At 71.9% G+C, this 16,846-nt stretch carries 17 protein-coding genes; 8 read left to right on the forward strand and 9 right to left on the reverse strand.

All coding sequences use genetic code 11. The annotated features are described in order from the left end of the window. Window positions 1–130: 130 nt before the first annotated feature. Window positions 131–2,650 (forward strand): ATP-dependent Clp protease ATP-binding subunit, encoded by a 2,520-nt coding sequence (locus JT1_RS00600; RefSeq protein ID WP_068321411.1) that lies wholly within the window; start codon window positions 131–133, stop codon window positions 2,648–2,650. Between the two features lie 70 nt (window positions 2,651–2,720). Here the strand turns inward: JT1_RS00600 and JT1_RS00605 are convergent, their stop codons facing one another. From JT1_RS00605 to JT1_RS00620, 4 genes are all read right to left on the reverse strand, one after another. Beyond that, the gene (locus JT1_RS00605; RefSeq protein ID WP_082807376.1) at window positions 2,721–3,302 is read right to left on the reverse strand and encodes a TIGR03086 family metal-binding protein; all 582 of its coding nucleotides are present in this window, start codon (window positions 3,300–3,302) and stop codon (window positions 2,721–2,723) included. Then, the gene (locus JT1_RS00610; RefSeq protein ID WP_068321413.1) at window positions 3,299–3,811 is read right to left on the reverse strand and encodes an SRPBCC family protein; all 513 of its coding nucleotides are present in this window, start codon (window positions 3,809–3,811) and stop codon (window positions 3,299–3,301) included. Before JT1_RS00610 ends, JT1_RS00605 begins: the two co-directional genes overlap by 4 nt. 11 nt (window positions 3,812–3,822) lie before the next feature. Then, a complete protein-coding gene (locus JT1_RS00615) occupies window positions 3,823–4,185 on the reverse strand; it encodes an ArsR/SmtB family transcription factor (protein ID WP_068322428.1) in 363 nt (120 codons plus the stop codon). 75 nt (window positions 4,186–4,260) lie between these two features. After that, window positions 4,261–4,923 carry a DUF305 domain-containing protein gene (locus tag JT1_RS00620; protein ID WP_068321417.1) on the reverse strand — a complete coding sequence of 221 codons (663 nt, stop codon included), beginning with the start codon at window positions 4,921–4,923 and terminating at the stop codon, window positions 4,261–4,263. Window positions 4,924–5,106: 183 nt separating this feature from the next. Between JT1_RS00620 and JT1_RS00625 the strand changes: the two genes are divergently transcribed. Both JT1_RS00625 and JT1_RS00630 read left to right on the forward strand, forming a co-directional pair. Continuing rightward, window positions 5,107–6,531 (forward strand): LVIVD repeat-containing protein, encoded by a 1,425-nt coding sequence (locus tag JT1_RS00625; RefSeq protein WP_068321420.1) that lies wholly within the window; start codon window positions 5,107–5,109, stop codon window positions 6,529–6,531. A 78-nt stretch (window positions 6,532–6,609) separates the two neighbouring features. Beyond that, window positions 6,610–7,107: an amino-acid N-acetyltransferase gene (locus tag JT1_RS00630; protein ID WP_068321423.1), complete on the forward strand. Its 498-nt coding sequence runs from the start codon at window positions 6,610–6,612 to the stop codon at window positions 7,105–7,107. Window position 7,108: 1 nt separating this feature from the next. Here the strand turns inward: JT1_RS00630 and JT1_RS00635 are convergent, their stop codons facing one another. The 5 genes from JT1_RS00635 to JT1_RS00655 are packed head-to-tail and all read right to left on the reverse strand — an operon-like array spanning window position 7,109 to window position 12,795. Next, the gene (locus JT1_RS00635) at window positions 7,109–8,005 is read right to left on the reverse strand and encodes an iron-sulfur binding domain-containing protein (RefSeq protein ID WP_068321425.1); all 897 of its coding nucleotides are present in this window, start codon (window positions 8,003–8,005) and stop codon (window positions 7,109–7,111) included. A gap of 9 nt (window positions 8,006–8,014) precedes the next feature. Continuing rightward, window positions 8,015–9,091, reverse strand: coding sequence for a DNA integrity scanning diadenylate cyclase DisA (disA, locus tag JT1_RS00640; protein ID WP_068321428.1), 1,077 nt, complete (start codon window positions 9,089–9,091; stop codon window positions 8,015–8,017). Between the two features lie 10 nt (window positions 9,092–9,101). After that, window positions 9,102–10,499: a DNA repair protein RadA gene (radA, locus tag JT1_RS00645; RefSeq protein ID WP_068321431.1), complete on the reverse strand. Its 1,398-nt coding sequence runs from the start codon at window positions 10,497–10,499 to the stop codon at window positions 9,102–9,104. Between the two features lie 38 nt (window positions 10,500–10,537). Then, window positions 10,538–11,956, reverse strand: coding sequence for an FAD-binding oxidoreductase (locus tag JT1_RS00650; protein WP_068321434.1), 1,419 nt, complete (start codon window positions 11,954–11,956; stop codon window positions 10,538–10,540). A gap of 2 nt (window positions 11,957–11,958) precedes the next feature. Beyond that, window positions 11,959–12,795 (reverse strand): DUF3109 family protein, encoded by an 837-nt coding sequence (locus JT1_RS00655; protein ID WP_068321436.1) that lies wholly within the window; start codon window positions 12,793–12,795, stop codon window positions 11,959–11,961. A gap of 61 nt (window positions 12,796–12,856) precedes the next feature. On the opposite strand from JT1_RS00655, the gene JT1_RS00660 reads away from it, so the two are divergent. The 5 genes from JT1_RS00660 (at window position 12,857) to JT1_RS00680 (ending at window position 16,826) form a co-directional block, all read left to right on the forward strand. Beyond that, window positions 12,857–13,783 (forward strand): Ppx/GppA family phosphatase, encoded by a 927-nt coding sequence (locus tag JT1_RS00660; RefSeq protein ID WP_068321439.1) that lies wholly within the window; start codon window positions 12,857–12,859, stop codon window positions 13,781–13,783. A gap of 27 nt (window positions 13,784–13,810) precedes the next feature. After that, on the forward strand, window positions 13,811–14,641 hold the full coding sequence (locus JT1_RS00665) for a sugar phosphate isomerase/epimerase family protein (RefSeq protein ID WP_068321443.1): 831 nt from the start codon (window positions 13,811–13,813) through the stop codon (window positions 14,639–14,641). Next, window positions 14,641–15,228 carry a TetR/AcrR family transcriptional regulator gene (locus JT1_RS00670; RefSeq protein ID WP_068321446.1) on the forward strand — a complete coding sequence of 196 codons (588 nt, stop codon included), beginning with the start codon at window positions 14,641–14,643 and terminating at the stop codon, window positions 15,226–15,228. Before JT1_RS00665 ends, JT1_RS00670 begins: the two co-directional genes overlap by 1 nt. A gap of 144 nt (window positions 15,229–15,372) precedes the next feature. Continuing rightward, on the forward strand, window positions 15,373–16,095 hold the full coding sequence (locus tag JT1_RS00675; RefSeq protein WP_068321449.1) for an ABC transporter ATP-binding protein: 723 nt from the start codon (window positions 15,373–15,375) through the stop codon (window positions 16,093–16,095). Next, window positions 16,092–16,826 (forward strand): ABC transporter permease, encoded by a 735-nt coding sequence (locus JT1_RS00680; protein WP_068321452.1) that lies wholly within the window; start codon window positions 16,092–16,094, stop codon window positions 16,824–16,826. The genes JT1_RS00675 and JT1_RS00680 overlap by 4 nt, the downstream gene beginning before the upstream one ends. Window positions 16,827–16,846: the final 20 nt, after the last annotated feature.

Genomic DNA, 16,846 nt, shown 5'->3' on the forward strand with positions numbered 1-16,846 from the left:
CACCTCCCTTCGCCGCATGGAACAGGGGTGGGGATGCCTGCGTTGTGCCCCGTGAAGCGCCACGCCCCGGGCTCAGGGGGCGGCGGCGGATAGCATCGAGGTCTGAGCACCACGTGAAGGGGAAGATCCCATGTTCGAACGGTTCACCGACCGGGCCCGCCGGGTCGTCGTCCTCGCCCAGGAGGAGGCACGCCTCCTCAACCACAACTACATCGGCACCGAGCACATCCTGCTCGGCCTGATCCACGAGGGCGAAGGGGTCGCCAGCAAGGCCCTCGAGTCCCTCGGCGTCTCCCTCGACGCCGTGCGGGAGCAGGTCCAGGACATCATCGGTCCCGGCCAGCAGGCGCCCTCGGGGCACATCCCCTTCACCCCGCGCGCCAAGAAGGTCCTCGAGCTCTCGCTGCGCGAGGCCCTCCAGCTCGGCCACAACTACATCGGCACGGAGCACATCCTGCTCGGCCTCATCCGTGAGGGCGAAGGGGTGGCCGCGCAGGTCCTCGTCAAGCTCGGCGCGGACCTCGGTCGCGTGCGCCAGACGGTCATCCAGCTCATCTCCGGCTACCAGGGCGGCAAGGAGGGGCAGGGCGCGGGCGTCGGCGCCGGCGCCGGTCCCGCCGAGGGGCAGCCGGCCGGCTCCCTCGTGCTCGACCAGTTCGGTCGCAACCTGACCCAGGCAGCCCGCGAGGGACAGCTCGACCCGGTCATCGGGCGCGAGCAGGAGATCGAGCGCGTCATGCAGGTGCTCTCGCGACGCACCAAGAACAACCCGGTCCTGATCGGTGAGCCCGGCGTCGGCAAGTCGGCCGTCGTCGAGGGCCTCGCCCAGGACATCGTCGACGACAACGTGCCCGAGCCGCTGCGCGACAAGCAGCTGTACACGCTCGACCTCGGCTCGCTCGTCGCCGGCAGCCGCTACCGCGGTGACTTCGAGGAGCGCCTGAAGAAGGTGCTCAAGGAGATCAAGACCCGCGGCGACATCATCCTCTTCATCGACGAGATCCACACCCTCGTGGGTGCGGGTGCCGCCGAGGGCGCGATCGACGCCGCGAGCATCCTCAAGCCGATGCTCGCGCGCGGTGAGCTGCAGACCATCGGCGCGACGACGCTCGAGGAGTACCGCAAGCACATCGAGAAGGACTCGGCGCTCGAGCGTCGCTTCCAGCCGATCCAGGTCGCCGAGCCCTCGCTGGCCCACGCCATCGAGATGCTCAAGGGCCTGCGGGACCGCTACGAGGCCCACCACAAGGTCACCATCACCGACGCGGCGATCGTCGCGGCCGTCACGATGGCCGACCGGTACGTCAACGACCGCTTCCTCCCGGACAAGGCGATCGACCTCATCGACGAGGCCGGCGCGCGCCTGCGCATCCGTCGGATGACCGCGCCGCCGGAGCTGAAGGAGTTCGACGAGAAGATCGCCAAGGTCCGCCTCGAGAAGGAGTCGGCCATCGACGGCCAGGACTTCGAGAAGGCGGCCGGTCTGCGCGACGACGAGAAGAACCTGCTCAACGAGAAGGCCAAGCGCGAGGCGGAGTGGAAGGCCGGAGACATGGACATCGTCGCCGAGGTCGACGAGGAGCTGATCGCCGAGGTGCTCGCCGCCTCGACCGGCATCCCCGTCTTCAAGCTCTCCGAGGAGGAGTCGACCCGACTGCTCAACATGGAAGCCGAGCTGCACAAGCGCGTCGTGGGCAACGACGACGCGATCAAGGCGCTCTCGCAGGCCATCCGTCGCACCCGCGCCGGCCTGAAGGACCCGCGTCGTCCGGGCGGCTCGTTCATCTTCGCCGGTCCGACCGGTGTCGGTAAGACCGAGCTGGCCAAGGCCCTCGCGGAGTTCCTCTTCGGTGACGAGGACAGCCTCATCACGCTCGACATGTCCGAGTACTCCGAGAAGCACACGGTCAGCCGTCTCTTCGGCTCGCCCCCCGGCTACGTCGGCTACGACGAGGGTGGCCAGCTGACGGAGAAGGTGCGCCGCAAGCCCTTCTCGGTGGTCCTCTTCGACGAGGTCGAGAAGGCCCACCCGGAGATCTTCAACTCGCTGCTGCAGGTGCTCGAGGACGGCCGCCTCACCGACTCCCAGGGTCGGATGGTCGACTTCAAGAACACGGTCATCATCATGACGACCAACCTCGGCACCCGGGACATCTCCAAGGGCTCGCTGGGCTTCACCTCGGGCAACGACCAGCGGTCCAGCTACGAACGGATGAAGGCCAAGGTCACCGACGAGCTGAAGAACCACTTCCGCCCGGAGTTCCTCAACCGCGTGGACGACACCATCGTCTTCCCGCAGCTGAGCCCGGAGGAGATCGTCCAGATCGTCGACCTGGAGCTGGCCAAGCTCGACAAGCGGCTCAAGGACAAGGACATGGGCCTGGAGCTCACGACCGAGGCCAAGGAGCTGCTCGCCAAGCGCGGCTACGACCCGGTGCTCGGCGCCCGTCCGCTCAAGCGCACGATCCAGCGCGAGATCGAGGACGTGCTCTCGGAGAAGATCCTCTTCGGCGAGCTGGTCTCCGGCGACATCGTCGCGGTCGGCGTCGAGGGCGAGGGCAAGGAAGCCGTCTTCACCTTCACCGGTGCCCACAAGCCGGGCGAGCTCGACGTCCCCCTCGTGCAGGCGGGCGACGGCTCCGGCGACTGAGCCACGATGACGAGGGGAGGGCCCCGCCAGCTGGCGGGGCCCTCCCTTCGTCGTGCCCGGTCGCACGTCCTCAGGCCGGAGGTGACCACCTGGGGTCGCGGCCGATGAAGGCGAAGAAGCGCTCCTGCACCGTGGCGTCCGGCGGGAGCGGCTGAGCCTGCCCGAACTGCCCGGACCCTCGGATCATCTCCGCCTGCGCGGACATCCCCGCGAGCGCGCCGGCGATGAAGTCCTCGTCGAGCCGGTCGTCCTGCCTCGTGGCCCGGGCGAGGTCCCAGGTGTGGAAGACGACGTCACTGGTGAAGAGCTGGTCGAGCATCACCGGCAGCGCCAGCTCCCCGATGCGCTCGTGGGAGAAGGTGATCGACGCGCTCCGCGGGTCTGCCAGGAGCTCGCGGACCTGGGCGTCGGTCCGAGACCACGCGCCGACCGGGTCCTCGTCCGCCGAGGGCACCGGGTCGAGGACGACCGGGCTCCCCGACGACACGAGCGCCGGCAGCCATGTCGTGAGGTGCCCGACGACGTCGCGGGCCCGCCACTCGACGACCGGGGTGGGGGCGTCCCAGTCACGGGTGCCGGCCACCCGCTCGGAGAAGGTGCCCGCCGCGGACCGGTAGCGGTCCGCGACGGACATGCTGGTCAGCGAGGTCACGCGACCTCTCCGGCCTCGAGCAGGCGGTCGAGCGCGGCGTAGCCCTCGTGGACGCCGAGCTCCATGCCGGAGGCGAGCATCATCTCGCGGGCCTCGAAGGTGGCGACGAGCGAGTGGCCGTGCAGACGCGTCCAGCCGTCGCCGAGGTCCTCGAAGGTCATCGTCTCGAGCGAGACCCCCTCCGGGAACCCCTCGAAGGTGAAGGTCTGGACGATCCGCTCGGGGGAGACCTCGTGGAAGCTGCCGTGGAAGCCGTACTCCTCGTCCCCGCGGGTGTTGAGGAAGCGGTAGCTGCCGCCGGTGCGGGCGTCCCAGTGGTCGATGACGGTGCCCACGGAGTCGGGGCCGACCCACCTCGCGAAGACCGCGGGGTCGGTGTGGGCCGTCACGAGCTGCGCCGGGGTGGCCCGGAAGTCCCGCGTGATGCGGATGACGGGGACCTCGGGGTCGGCCTCGATGGTGGCGGTGGTGATGTGGTCGGTCGTGGTGTGATCGGTGGTCTGGTCCATGGTCCTGCTCCTCAGGTGTCGTGCGGGCCGGCCTGCGTGCCGGACGAAGGGAGGTCCGCCAGGACCTCCTCGAGGCGGGCCATGCGTGCCTCGGCCCGTCGTCGGTGGCGCTCGATCCAGTCGGTCATCAGGCCGAGGGCCCCTCGCTCGAGGTGGACCGGGCGTCGTTGGGCCTCCCTGCGCCGGGTGACGAGCCCGGCGTCCTCCAGCACCTTCAGGTGCTTGCTCACGGCCTGGAGGCTGACGTCGTAGGGGGCGGCGAGGTCGGAGACGGTGGCGTCCCCGACGGTGAGCCGGGCGACGATGTCGCGTCGGGTCGGGTCGGCGAGCGCCGCGAAGGCCTTGGACAGCTGGTCCTGCGTCGGGTCCGGCACGACGGTCACCTCTAATCAACCAATTGGTTGAATACAAGGTTAGGCCTGTCGGCCGACGGACGTCAAGGGTGCCTCTCAGAGGCGGGTGCGCATGGCCTTCATCTGGTCGATCTGCTTGCTCTGGGTGACCGAGATGTCATCGCCGAGCTCGCTGGTCCGCTCGTCGGCCCCCTTCTCCCCCAAGGTCGTGCACATCGACAGGGCGCCCTGGTGGTGCTTGATCATCAGGTCGAGGTACAGGCGGTCGGCGGCGGCCCCCTTCGCCTCGCCGAGCTCGTCGAGCTGTGCCTGCGTCGCCATCCCCGGCATGTCCGCGTGCTGGCCGTGACCGGTGTGGGCGCCCGGGTTGGTCGCCTGGATCGGCACCTTCTCGCCCCAGGCCCGCAGCGTGGTCGCCATGCCCTTCATCTCCGGCTTCTGCTCCGCCTTGATGCGCTCGGCCATCTTCTTCACCCGTGCGTCCTGCAGGTCGCCGCCCACCAGCTCGCTCATGACGACCGCCTGCGCGTGGTGGACGACCATGTCCTGCAGGAACTCCACGTCCGCCGCGTTGTGGCCCGACGTGGGCGTCGCCACCGCCGACGTGCCGGAGAGCGAGGCGTTGGGCTCACCGGGGGTGCCCGGCTGGAGCACCGGCGCGTCCGGGGAGGTGGCCGTGCCCTGCGGTGACCCGTCCGAGGCGCACGCTCCCAGTCCCAGGGTGGCCACGAGGACGAAGGGGGCGAGGCGGCGGATCATCTGCCCGACGGTATCCCTCTTCGTCCGTGCTCGACGGGCGAACGGGTGACGACGCGGCGAGCTGACCAAGACCTGACCAACTCCGGGCAGTGACCGGGGTCACCAGGTCCCCGTGGCGCGGGAGGCTGGGCGGATCCCGCGCGGGGCACACCCGTCCCCGCCGGAAGCCACCTGGGAGGACACATGCGTAGACCCACACTGGCCCTGGCCGCGATCGCGGCGATGGCCATCTCCGGCGCCGGTATCGGCACGGCGAGCGCCTCCGGACCGGGCGACCGGATCGGCGTCTCGGGCACCGACCTGCAGACGGACGAGATCGGCCGCAGCGCCAACCTCAAGCACCTCGCCAACCTGGCTCCTTCGGGCGCGCTGGCCGAGGGCATCGGCACCGACATGGCCTTCCAGGACGACAAGGCCTTCGTCGGCAACTACGACGGGTTCTCGATCATCGACGTGAAGAACCCGCGCACGCCGCGCACCATCGTCCAGGTCAGGTGCCCCGGCAGCCAGAACGACATCTCCGTCTCCGGCGACCTGCTCTACCTCTCGACCGACTCCTCGCGCAGCGACGACTCGTGCGCCTCCACCCCGCAGTCGGCGACCGTCAAGGAGAGCTGGGAAGGCATCAAGATCTTCGACATCTCCGACCTGGAGAACCCGAAGTACATCCAGTCCGTCGAGACCGCCTGCGGTTCGCACACCCACACGCTCGTCCCGGGCAGGGGCGCCGACAAGGGCACCGACTACCTCTACGTCTCGAGCTACTCGCCCCGGGCGCAGTACCCGGACTGCCAGACCCCCCACGACCTGATCTCGATCGTCAAGGTCGACACGGCCGACCCGACCGCGTCCGAGGTCATCGCCACGCCCAACCTCTTCCCGGACGGCGGCAACCCCGGCGGTCCCGGCCCGACCCCGATCGCGGGTCGCTCGGCGACGACCGGCTGCCACGACATCACGGCCCTGCCGCACCAGGACCTCGCGGCCGGCGCCTGCATGGGTGACGGCATCATCATGGACATCTCCGACCCGGCAGCGCCGGAGGTCATCGAGCGGGTGCGGGACGACGAGAACTTCGCCTTCTGGCACTCGGCGACCTTCAACGCCGACGCGACCAAGGTCGTCTTCACCGACGAGCTCGGTGGCGGTGGCGCCGCGACCTGCGACGCCGAGACCGGACCAAACCGCGGGGCCAACGCGATCTACGACCTGTCCTCCGACCACGAGCTCACCTTCCGCTCGTACTACAAGATCCCGCGGCACCAGACGTCGACGGAGAACTGCGTCGCGCACAACGGCTCGGTCATCCCGGTCGCGGGCCGCGACCTCATGGTCCAGTCCTGGTACCAGGGCGGCGTCAGCGTGTGGGACTTCACCGACTCGGACAGCCCGCGCGAGCTGGGCTACTTCGAGCGCGGTCCGCTGCCCGCGGACGAGGGCATCGGTGGCACGTGGTCGTCGTACTACTACAACGGCCACATCTACTCGTCGGACATCGCGCGGGGCTTCGACACGCTGAAGTTCCACGACCCGGCGGTCAAGCGAGCGGACACGATCCGCATGGGCGAGCTCAACGTCCAGTCGCAGCCGGAGTACCAGGTGCGCTGACCCCCTTCGCACCGCACGACCCCAGCAGCACCCCCGACCTGCGCCCTCGCCTCCCCGGCGGGGGCGTAGGTTTGTCCGGTGACCGTCACCATCCGCCGCGCGCGCACGAGCGACGTGCGCGAGATCCGTGCCCTCGTCACGCCGCTCGCCGAGCGCCGGGTCCTCGTCAGCAAGGACACCGTGGCCTACTTCGAGGCACTGCAGGAGTTCCGCGTCGCGGAGGTCGACGGCCGCGTCGTCGGGTGCGGCGCCCTGCACGTCATGTGGGAGGACCTCGCGGAGATCCGCACCCTCGCCGTCGCGGACGACGTGCTCGGTCGTGGCGTGGGCGGTCGCCTCCTCGAGGCGCTCGCCGAGGAGGCCGTCGAGCTCGGCGTCCGACGCCTGTTCTGCCTGACCTTCGAGGTCGACTTCTTCACCCGCCACGGCTTCACCGAGATCGAGGGCCAGGCCGTCGACCCGGACGTCTACGTCGAGCTGCTGCGCTCCTACGACGAAGGCGTCGCCGAGTTCCTCGACCTCGAGCGGGTCAAGCCCAACACCCTCGGCAACACCCGGATGCTCCGCCAGCTCTGAGCTAGCGGGGCAGGGCGAAGCCGCCCTCGACCGGCTCGATGAGACCGTCGTCGACGAGGCCGGCGAGGCAGCGCTCGACCTTGGCCGGGTCCTGCGGCCAGGCCGCGTCGAGATCGGAGCGGCGAAGGGGGTCGGCCGACTCCCGCAGCAGCTGCACGACCCGTCCGCGCACCTGGCGGTCCGTCCCGTGCCAGGCCTGCCCGCGTCGCGGCGGCCCCGCGTGCTCGGGGCGGCCGTCGAGCTGCCACGCGCACAGGTGCGCGACGGGGCACTCCTCGCAGCGCGGCGCCCGCGCGGTGCACACGAGCGCGCCGAGCTCCATCGACGCGGCATTCCAGGCGTTGGCGTCGTCACGGTCCGCGGGCATCGACGCCTCGGCGAGGCGCATCTCGGCGGCGGTGAGCGCCGGGGCCGGGTACTGGGTGCCGCTCACCGTGCGGGCGAGCACCCGCCGGACGTTGGTGTCGACGACCGTGCGCGGGTCGCCGAAGGCGAAGGACGCCACGGCCGCGGCCGTGTACGGCCCGACGCCCGGCAGCGCCAGGAGGTCCTCGTGGTCGCGGGGGACCTCCCCTTCGTGCTGCTCGACCATGACGCGCGCCGACTCCCACAGCCGCAGCGCGCGCCGCGGGTAGCCGAGCCGGTCCCACATGCGCACCGCCTCGCCGGGGGAGTCCGCGGCGAGGTCGGCGGGGGTGGGCCAGCGCTCGAGCCACCGCTCCCACACCGGCTGCACCCGGGCGACGGGGGTCTGCTGCGACATCACCTCGGAGAGGTAGACCCCCCACGCCGAGCAACCGGGGTCACGCCACGGCAGGTCGCGCCCCACGCGCTCGAACCACGCGAGGACCGGCGCGTGGAGCTGAGCGCTCGCGGCCGGGGACGAGGCAGCACTCACCCCTGCATCTCAGACGTAGCGCTCGAGGATCGAGGACTCGGCCAGGCGCGACAGCCCCTCGCGCACGGTGCGGGCGCGCAGCTCGCCGACGCCGTCGACGGTCATCAGGTCGTCGATGCCGGCGGCGAGCAGGCGCTGCAGCGAGCCGAACTGCCCGACGAGACGCTCGACGATCGCGCCCGGCAGGCGCGGGATCTTGCCGAGGATGCGCAGGCCGCGCGGGCTCACCGAGGCGTCGAGGGACTCGCCGACGATGGGGAACCCGAGGGACTTGGCGACGTGCCCGAGGTCGAGCAGCTCGGTGGCGTCCAGGGCCGAGAGGTTGTCGAGGACGCTCTGGCTCGAGGCGACCGGCCCCTCGGGGTCGAGGTAGTCGAGGATCACCGCGTGCAGGTCGTCGTCGAGACCGGCGGTCAGCTCCTCGAGCTGGAGCGTGAGCAGGCGCCCGTCGACGCCAAGCTCGAGCACGTACTCGGCGATCTCGGCGTGGATGCGGCGGACCATCTCGAGCCGCTGCAGGACGACGGCCACGTCGCGCACGGTGACGAGGTCCTCGATCTCCAGGGCGGAGAGCGACCCGGTCACCTCGTTGAGCCGGTTGGTGTAGCGCTCGAGGGTCTGCATGGCCTGGTTGGCCTGGGAGACGAGCTCGGGCGTGGTCCGCAGCACGTGGCGGCGGCCGTCGACGTAGAGCGCGATGATGTGCATCGACTGGCTGACCGAGACGACGGGGTAGCCGGTCTGTCGCGCGACCCGCTCGGCGGTGCGGTGGCGGGTGCCGCTCTCGAGCGTCTCGATGCTCGGGTCGGGCACGAGCTGGACGGCGGCCTTGATGATCCGCGAGACCGAGCCGTCGACGACGACGGCGCCGTCCATCTTGGCCAGCTCGCGCAGGCGGGTCGCGGAGAACTCGATGTTGATGTCGAACCCGCCGGTGCTCAGCGACTCGACGAGCTTGTCGTGGCCGAGCACCACGAGGGCCCCGGTGTTGCCCCGCAGGATGCGCTCGAGCCCGTCGCGCAGCACCGTGCCCGGCGCGACCGCGGCGAGGGTCGTCCGGAAGAGTTCGTCGTCGGGCTCTGGCACGAGGGTGAGTCTAGGTGGTGGAGCGCAGGTGACGGCCCGGCGGCGGGCGGCGACGTCGCATCTGCGCGATCGCCGAGGCCACGTCGGGCACCTCGACGACGTCCATGCCGCTCGGGGCGGCCGCGTCCGCGAGCACCCCCTTCGGCACGAGCGCCGTGCGGAAGCCCAGCCGCGCGGCCTCGGTGAGCCGCCGGGAGACCCCGACGGCCGGCCGCACCTCGCCGCTCAGGCCCACCTCGCCGAGGGCGAGGAGGTCGTGGGGGACCGGCTCGTCCAGGACGGCGCTCGCGATCGCGACGGCAACCGCGAGGTCGCTGGACGGCTCGGTGATCTTCACACCGCCGACCGTCGAGACGTAGGTGTCCTGGTTGCCGATCGGGGCGCCGGCGCGCTTGTCCAGGACGGCGATGACCATGGACAGGCGCCCGCTGTCGAGACCGACGTTGGCCCGTCGCGGCGTGGGGATCGCCGACGGCGCGACGAGCGCCTGGACCTCGACGACGAGCGGTCGCCTCCCTTCGAGCGTCACGGTGGCGCACGTGCCCGGGACGTTGATGTGGCGGCTGGAGAGGAAGAGGCCGCTCGGGTCGCTCAGGCCGACGATGCCCACGTCGGAGAGGTCGAAGCACCCGACCTCGTCGGTCGGCCCGAAACGGTTCTTGACCGCGCGCACCATGCGCAGGCGCGTGTGGCGGTCGCCGTCGAAGGCGACGACGACGTCGACGAGGTGCTCGAGGACGCGCGGGCCGGCGATCGACCCGTCCTTGGTCACGTGGCCGACGAGGAGCATCGCGAACCCGCCGCTCTTGGCGGCCTTGATGAGCGCACCGGCGACCTCGCGGACCTGGCCGACATTGCCCGGGGCGCCGTCGACCTCGCTCGAGGCGACGGTCTGCACCGAGTCGACGACGACGAGGTCGGGCTTCACCTGGGCGATCTGGGCGAGGACGCTCGCGAGGTCGGTCTCGGCCGCGAGGTAGAGGCCGTCGGTCACGGCGTCGATGCGCTCGGCCCGGCCCCGCACCTGGGCGGCCGACTCCTCCCCGGAGACGTAGAGCACCCGCGAGGCCTCACCGACGCGGGCAGCCACGTCCAGGAGCAGCGTCGACTTGCCGATGCCGGGCTCGCCGGCGACGAGGACGACCGACCCGGGCACGAGCCCGCCGCCGAGGACCCGGTCGAACTCCGGGACCCCCGTGCTGCGATGGGTCGCCTGCGCGCCGTCGACCTCACGGATCGGGACGGCCGGTCGCTCGACGAAGGGAGCCGCGGTGGTCCGGGCGGTGACCCCGCCGATCTCCTCGATGGTGCCCCAGGCCTGGCACTCGCCGCAGCGGCCGACCCACTTGACGCTCGTCCAGCCGCACTCGCTGCAGCGGTAGCTCGGTCCGCCCTTCTTCGTCGCCATGGGTCAGAACCTACGTGGCGGGTCCGACAGCCTCGCGCTCACAGCGCGTCGAGCATCTTGCCCGGGTTGAGGATCCCCAGCGGGTCGAGCGCCGCCTTGACCGCGCGGTGCACCCGCCGGCTGCCCTCGTCGAGCTCGCGCGCCAGCCACTGCCGCTTGAGGTAGCCGACACCGTGCTCGCCGGTGATCGTGCCGCCGAGCGCGAGCCCGACCTCCATGATCCGGTCGAAGGCGGCGTCGGCGCGCGCCACGTCCGCGGGGTCGGAGGCGTCGAAGAAGATCGACGGGTGGGTGTTGCCGTCACCCGCGTGCGCGACGACGGCGATCGTCAGACCGGACTCGGCGGCGATCTCGTCGAGCCGGTCGTAGAACTCGGGCAGCCGGTGCCGCGGCAGGCAGACGTCGTCGAGCAGCTGCCCGCCGCCGTGGGTCTGGGCGTGGTGCTCGTACGCGGGCTGCGCCATGCGGCGGGCGGCGACGAGCGCCGCGCTGTCCGTGGGGTCCTCGGAGAGGACGACGTCGATCGCCTCGTGCGCCTCGGCGAAGCCGGCGAAGGCCTCCACCTCCGCCCGGGCCGCGTCCGGGCTGCCGCTCCCGTCGGACTGCACGAGCAGCATCGCCCCGGCCCCGTCGTCGAGCCCGACGTCGCGGTAGGCGTTGATCATCCGCAGCGTCGTGCGGTCCATCGACTCCACGAGGGAGGGCTGGGCGCCCGAGGCCATGAGGTCCGCAACGGTCGCCGCGGCGTGCCGCACGTCCGCGAAGGTCGCCACCGCAGTGAGCGCTTCCGGCAGCACCGGCACGAGGCGCAGCGTGACCTCGACGACCACGCCGAGCGTCCCCTCCGACCCGACGAAGAGACCGCGCAGGTCGAGCCCGGCAACCCCCTTCGTCGTCGTCGTGCCGATCGTCGTCAGGGTGCCGTCCGCGAGCACGACCCTCAGCTGCCGCACGTAGTCACGGGTCACCCCGTACTTGACGCAGCACAGGCCACCGGCGTCGGTCGCGACGTTGCCGCCGATCGACGAGATCGCGACCGACCCCGGGTCCGGCGGGTAGGACAGTCCGTGGGGGGCGAGCGCGTCCTTGAGGTCCTGGTTGATGATCCCCGGCTCCACGGTGACCGTGCGCTCGGAGGTGTCGACGTCGAGCACCCGCGTCATCCGCTCGAGCGAGAGCAGCAGGCAGCCGGGCACGGCGTTGGCGCCGCCGGACAGGCCCGTGCGTGCGCCCTGCGGCACGACCGGCACACGGTGGCGGGTCGCGAAGCGCATCGTCTCCTGCACGTCCGACACCGTCCGGGCCCGGACGAGCGCGACGGCGCCCTCGCCGGGGCACCACAGGGCCTGGTCCCGCGAGTGCCCGGCGACCACGTCCGGGTCGGTGGCGAGGACCCCCTCCCCGAGCAGCGGGCCGAGCTCGGCCCGCACGGTGTCGGCCGTGACGAAGGGGGACATGGTCAGGCCTCTCGAGCGGCGAGCGTGGCGGGGTGGACGAGGAGCGGCAGCAGCGCCCGGCCGGAGGGCGAAGGGCGGGACCTCCCCTTCGTCGTCGTGGCCGCCTCGACGAGGGCGAGGTGGGCCTCGCAGCGGGCGGCGAGCTCGTCGTAGCCCTCCTGGCCCATGAGCTCGACGAGCCCGGGACCCTCGGTGACGTAGACGGGGTCGGCGGCGACGTGCGCGTCGGGGCTGCCCGAGCAGTACCAGTCGAGATCGTGCCCGCCGGGCCCCCACCCGCGGCGGTCGTACTCGCCGATGCTGACCTCGAGGTAGCTGCTCTGGTCCGGCAGCTCGACGGTGCGGTAGGTGCGGCGGATCGGCAGCTGCCAGCACACGTCGGGCTTGACCGTGTGCGGCTCGACCCCGGTGAGCACCGCGTGCTGGTGGAGGGCGCAGCCGGCGCCGGCGGGGAAGCCCGGGCGGTTCAGGAAGATGCAGGCGCCGTCGACGACCTTGGTCTTGAGGTCGCCGTCCTCCTTCTCCGTCCACGCGGACCTGCGGGTGGAGCCGGGGTGCAGCTCCCACTCGTCCTCGCCGAGCTCGTCGACGACCGCCTTGACGCGCGCGACGTCGTCCTTGTCAGTGAAGTGCGCGCCGAGGACGCAGCAGCCGAAGTCCGGCTTGTCCGCGTCGATGCCGTGGCAGCCGGAGCCGAAGACGCACGTCCACCTCGACGTGAGCCAGGTCAGGTCGCAGCGGAAGCGCTGGCCGTCGTCCGCCGGGTCCTCGAACTCGACCCACGTGCGGGCCACCTGCAGGCCGGTCTCGCCCGCGTGCTGCGGGGTCTCGTCACTCACGCCCGCCAGCCTATGTCGCTGCCCGTGCGGCCGGACGACGGCGTGCGTCTACTGTTGCCCCGTGCGCCTTGGTGTCATCGACGTCGGTTCCAACACCGTCCACCTGCTGATCGTGGACGCCCACCACGGTGCGGCGCCCATCCCGGCGACCTCCCACAAGATCCTGCTGCGGCTCTCCGAGCACGTCGACGACGAGGGCTGCATCGACGAGACCGGCGCCCGTGACCTCGCGCGCTTCGTCGCCGAGTGCCTCGAGGTCGCGGAGAACCAGGGCGCCGAGGAGATCCTCGCCTTCGCCACGAGCGCGGTCCGCGAGGCCCCCAACGGCGAGCAGGTGCTCGCCCGGGTCCGCGCGGAGACCGGGGTCGACCTGCGCGTCCTGAGCGGTGAGGACGAGGCGCGGCTGACCTTCCTCGCCGCCCGCCGCTGGGCCGGCTGGTCCGCGGGCAAGCTGCTCGTCATCGACATCGGCGGCGGCTCGCTCGAGCTGACCCTCGGCGACGACGAGGACCCCGACATCGCCAAGTCCCTGATGCTCGGCGCCGGCCGGGTGACCCGCGAGCTGCTCGCCGGCGACCCCCCGACGGCGAGGGAGATCAAGGAGGCGCGGCGCCACGTGCGGGCCACGCTCGCCAAGGAGATCCGGCCCTACGCCAAGGCGAGTGCCCCCGACACGGTGCTCGGCACGAGCAAGACGATGCGCTCGCTCGCGCGCGTGGCCGGCGCCGCGCCGAGCGCCGACGGTCCCTACGTCCCCCGGCGGCTGCGGCTGGCCGATGTCACCTCGACCATCGCGCGGATCACCCCGATGACCGCCCACGAGCGGGTCGAGCTGCCCGGGGTGTCCTCCTCGCGCGCCCACCAGCTGCTCGCCGGTGGCATCGTCGCCGAGGCCGCGATGGACCTCCTCGGGGTGCAGGAGCTGAAGATCTGCCCGTGGGCGCTGCGCGAGGGCGTGCTCCTGCGCTACCTCGACCTCATGAGCTGATCCCGGCCGGGGTCTACGCTCGTATCCATGCCTGCTCTGCGCCACGTCCCCGTGGCCCTGTCCTCGGCCTCGGTGTACCCCGAGGGGGCGGCGGCGGCCTTCGAGATCGCGGCGACCCTCGGCTACGACGGCGTCGAGATCATGGTGTGGACCGACCCGATCTCCCAGAACTCCCGTGCCCTGCGCGCCCTCGCCGACCACCACGGCCTCGACATCGTCTCGATCCACGCACCGACGCTGCTGCTCACCCAGCGCGTCCTCGGACCGGACCCGTGGGGCAAGGTCGACGGGTCGATCGAGCTCGCGCACGAGGTGGGCGCGCCGACGGTCGTGCTCCACCCGCCCTTCCGCTGGCAGAAGGAGTACGCCCGCACCTTCGCCGACGGCGTCGCGGAGCGCGAGCACGACAGCGGCATCGTCCTGGCGGTGGAGAACATGTTCCCCTGGGCGGCCCGCGGCCGGCAGGTGCAGGCCTACCTGCCGCACTGGGACCCGGTGGCCCAGCCCTACGACCACGTGACGATCGACCTGTCGCACACCGCGACGGCCGGCAGCGACGCGATGCAGATGGTCACCGACCTCGGCAGCCGGCTCTCGCACGTCCACCTCGCCGACGGGCTGCCCACGACGCACAAGGACGACCACCTCGTCCCGGGCCGGGGGTCCCAGCCGTGTGCCGAGGTCCTCGCCCATGTCGCCGGGAGCGACTTCGCCGGGTCGGTGGTGCTGGAGGTCGGCACCCGCAAGCGGCCGCGCGAGCGCGAGGCCGACCTGCGCGAGTCGTTGGACTTCGCGCGTCGTCATCTCGGCCAGGCAGGCGACGAACCGGTCGCGGACGTCGACGACCCGGCGTCCTGATGGCACGCGGCCGGCGCCCCGGCGAGCGCGACACCCGGGCCGACATCCTCGTCGCGGCGCGCGGTCTCTTCGCGACGAAGGGGTTCGACGGCACCTCCGTGCGCGCCGTGGCCCGTGAGGCGGAGGTCGACCCGGCACTCGTCCACCACTACTTCGCCGGCAAGGCCAGCCTCTTCGCCGAGGTCGTCGGGGTCCCGCCGGGCTTCGAGGACGAGATCGTCGCCGCGGTCGAGGGCCCGCGCGAGGGCGCGGGGGAACGCATCGTGCGCACCTTCCTCGCGGTCTGGGACAGCCCCCAGGGGCGGGCGCGCTTCCAGGCGATGATCGGCGCGGTCGCGACTCACGAGGGAGCGGCCCGGTTGCTGCAGGACTTCGTCGTGCGCACCGTCTTCGTCCGCATCGCTGCCCACTTCGCCGACGGCGAGGAGGTCGACGAGCTCGCGGTCGCCGCCGTCGGTGCGCAGATGGTCGGCCTCGGGATGCTGCGCTACGTCGTCCGGCTGCCGGCGATGGTCGAGGCCGACCCGGAGGACCTCGTCGCCGCCGTCGGCCCCGCCGTCCAGCGCCTCCTCGCACCCCCGACCTGAGTCCGCATTCCCCTAGGGCAATGCACCCTCGGGCGACCGCTCGTCTGCATTGCCCTAGGGGAATGCGGGGTCCGGGGGCCGTTCGGCGCAGAGCGGGGCGAAGGGGGTTGCTCCGCACTCGCGACGAGGTCCAGAATTCATCACATGGTGAATTCAGCGATCGAGATCACCGACCTCCGGGTCACGCGGGGCGGCCGCCTCGTCATCCCCGGCCTCGACCTGCACGTCCCCGAGGGGCAGGTCGTCGGGCTCCTCGGACCGAGCGGTGGCGGCAAGTCCACGGTCATGCGCGCGGTCGTCGGCGTCCAGCAGGTCGACTCGGGGCGCATCGAGGTCCTCGGGCTGCCGGCCGGGCACCGCGACCTGCGCCACCGGGTCGGTTACGTCACCCAGGCGCCGAGCATCTACGGCGACCTGACCGTGCGCGAGAACGTCGCGCACTTCGGCGCCCTCCTCGGCGTCCCGGACCTCGGCCGGGCGTGCGCCGCGGTGATCGAGCGGGTCGACCTCGGCCCCCACGCGGACTCGCGCGCCGACACGTTCTCCGGCGGAGAGCTCAGCCGCGCCAGCCTCGCCGCGGCGCTCGTGGGGACCCCCGACGTGCTCGTCCTCGACGAGCCGACCGTCGGCCTCGACCCGGTCCTGCGCCGTGACCTGTGGGACCTCTTCCGCCGCCTCGCCGCCGACGGCGTCACCCTGCTCGTGTCGAGCCACGTCATGGACGAGGCCTCCCGCTGCGACCGCCTCGTCCTGCTGCGCGAAGGGGAGGTCCTCGCCGACGACACCCCGCGTCACCTCCTCGAGCTGACCGGTGCCGCCGACACGGAGGGCGCCTTCCTCGCCCTCGTGGAGGCGGACGCGGCATGAACCCCCGGCGCACCCTCCTCACCGCCGCCCGGGTGCTGCGGCAGGTGGCCCGGGACCACCGCACGCTCGCCCTGCTCCTCGCCATGCCGGTCGTGCTCATGGGTCTGCTCGCCTGGATCTACGTCGACGGACCGCTCTTCGAGCGGGTCGGACCCGCGCTCCTGACGGTCTTCCCCTTCGTCATCATGTTCGTCGTCACCAGCGTCGCGACCCTGCGGGAGCGCACGAGCGGGACCCTCGAGCGGCTCCTCACCACGCCGCTCGGCAAGGGCGACCTCGTCGTGGGCTACGCGCTGGCCTTCGGGCTGCTCGCCGTCGTGCAGGGTGTCGTCGTCACGTCCGTCTCGGTGTGGCTGTACGGGCTCGACACCACGGCCTCGTCGGCCTGGCTCGTCCTCGTCGTCGTCGGCAGCGGGGTGCTCGGCACCTCCCTCGGGCTGCTGGCCTCGGCCTTCGCGCGGACCGAGTTCCAGGCGGTGCAGCTCATGCCGGCCACGGTGCTGCCGCAGTTCCTCCTGTGCGGCCTGCTCGTGCCGCGCGACCGCCTGCCCCGGCCCCTCGAGCTGCTCTCCGACGTGCTGCCCCTGTCCCATGTCGTCGACGCCGCGTCGTCGGTCGCCCGTCAGGCCGCCCCGTTCGACGACCTCGTCGTCCCGCTGCTCGTCATCGGGGTGTGGATCGTCGTCGCGCTGGTGCTCGGCAGTCTCACCCTGCGCCGACGGACACCATGAGCCGCCCCTGACCGTAGGCT

Origin of the sequence: Janibacter terrae NBRC 107853, from assembly GCF_001591405.1 — a bacterium.
GTDB lineage: Bacteria > Actinomycetota > Actinomycetes > Actinomycetales > Dermatophilaceae > Janibacter > Janibacter terrae.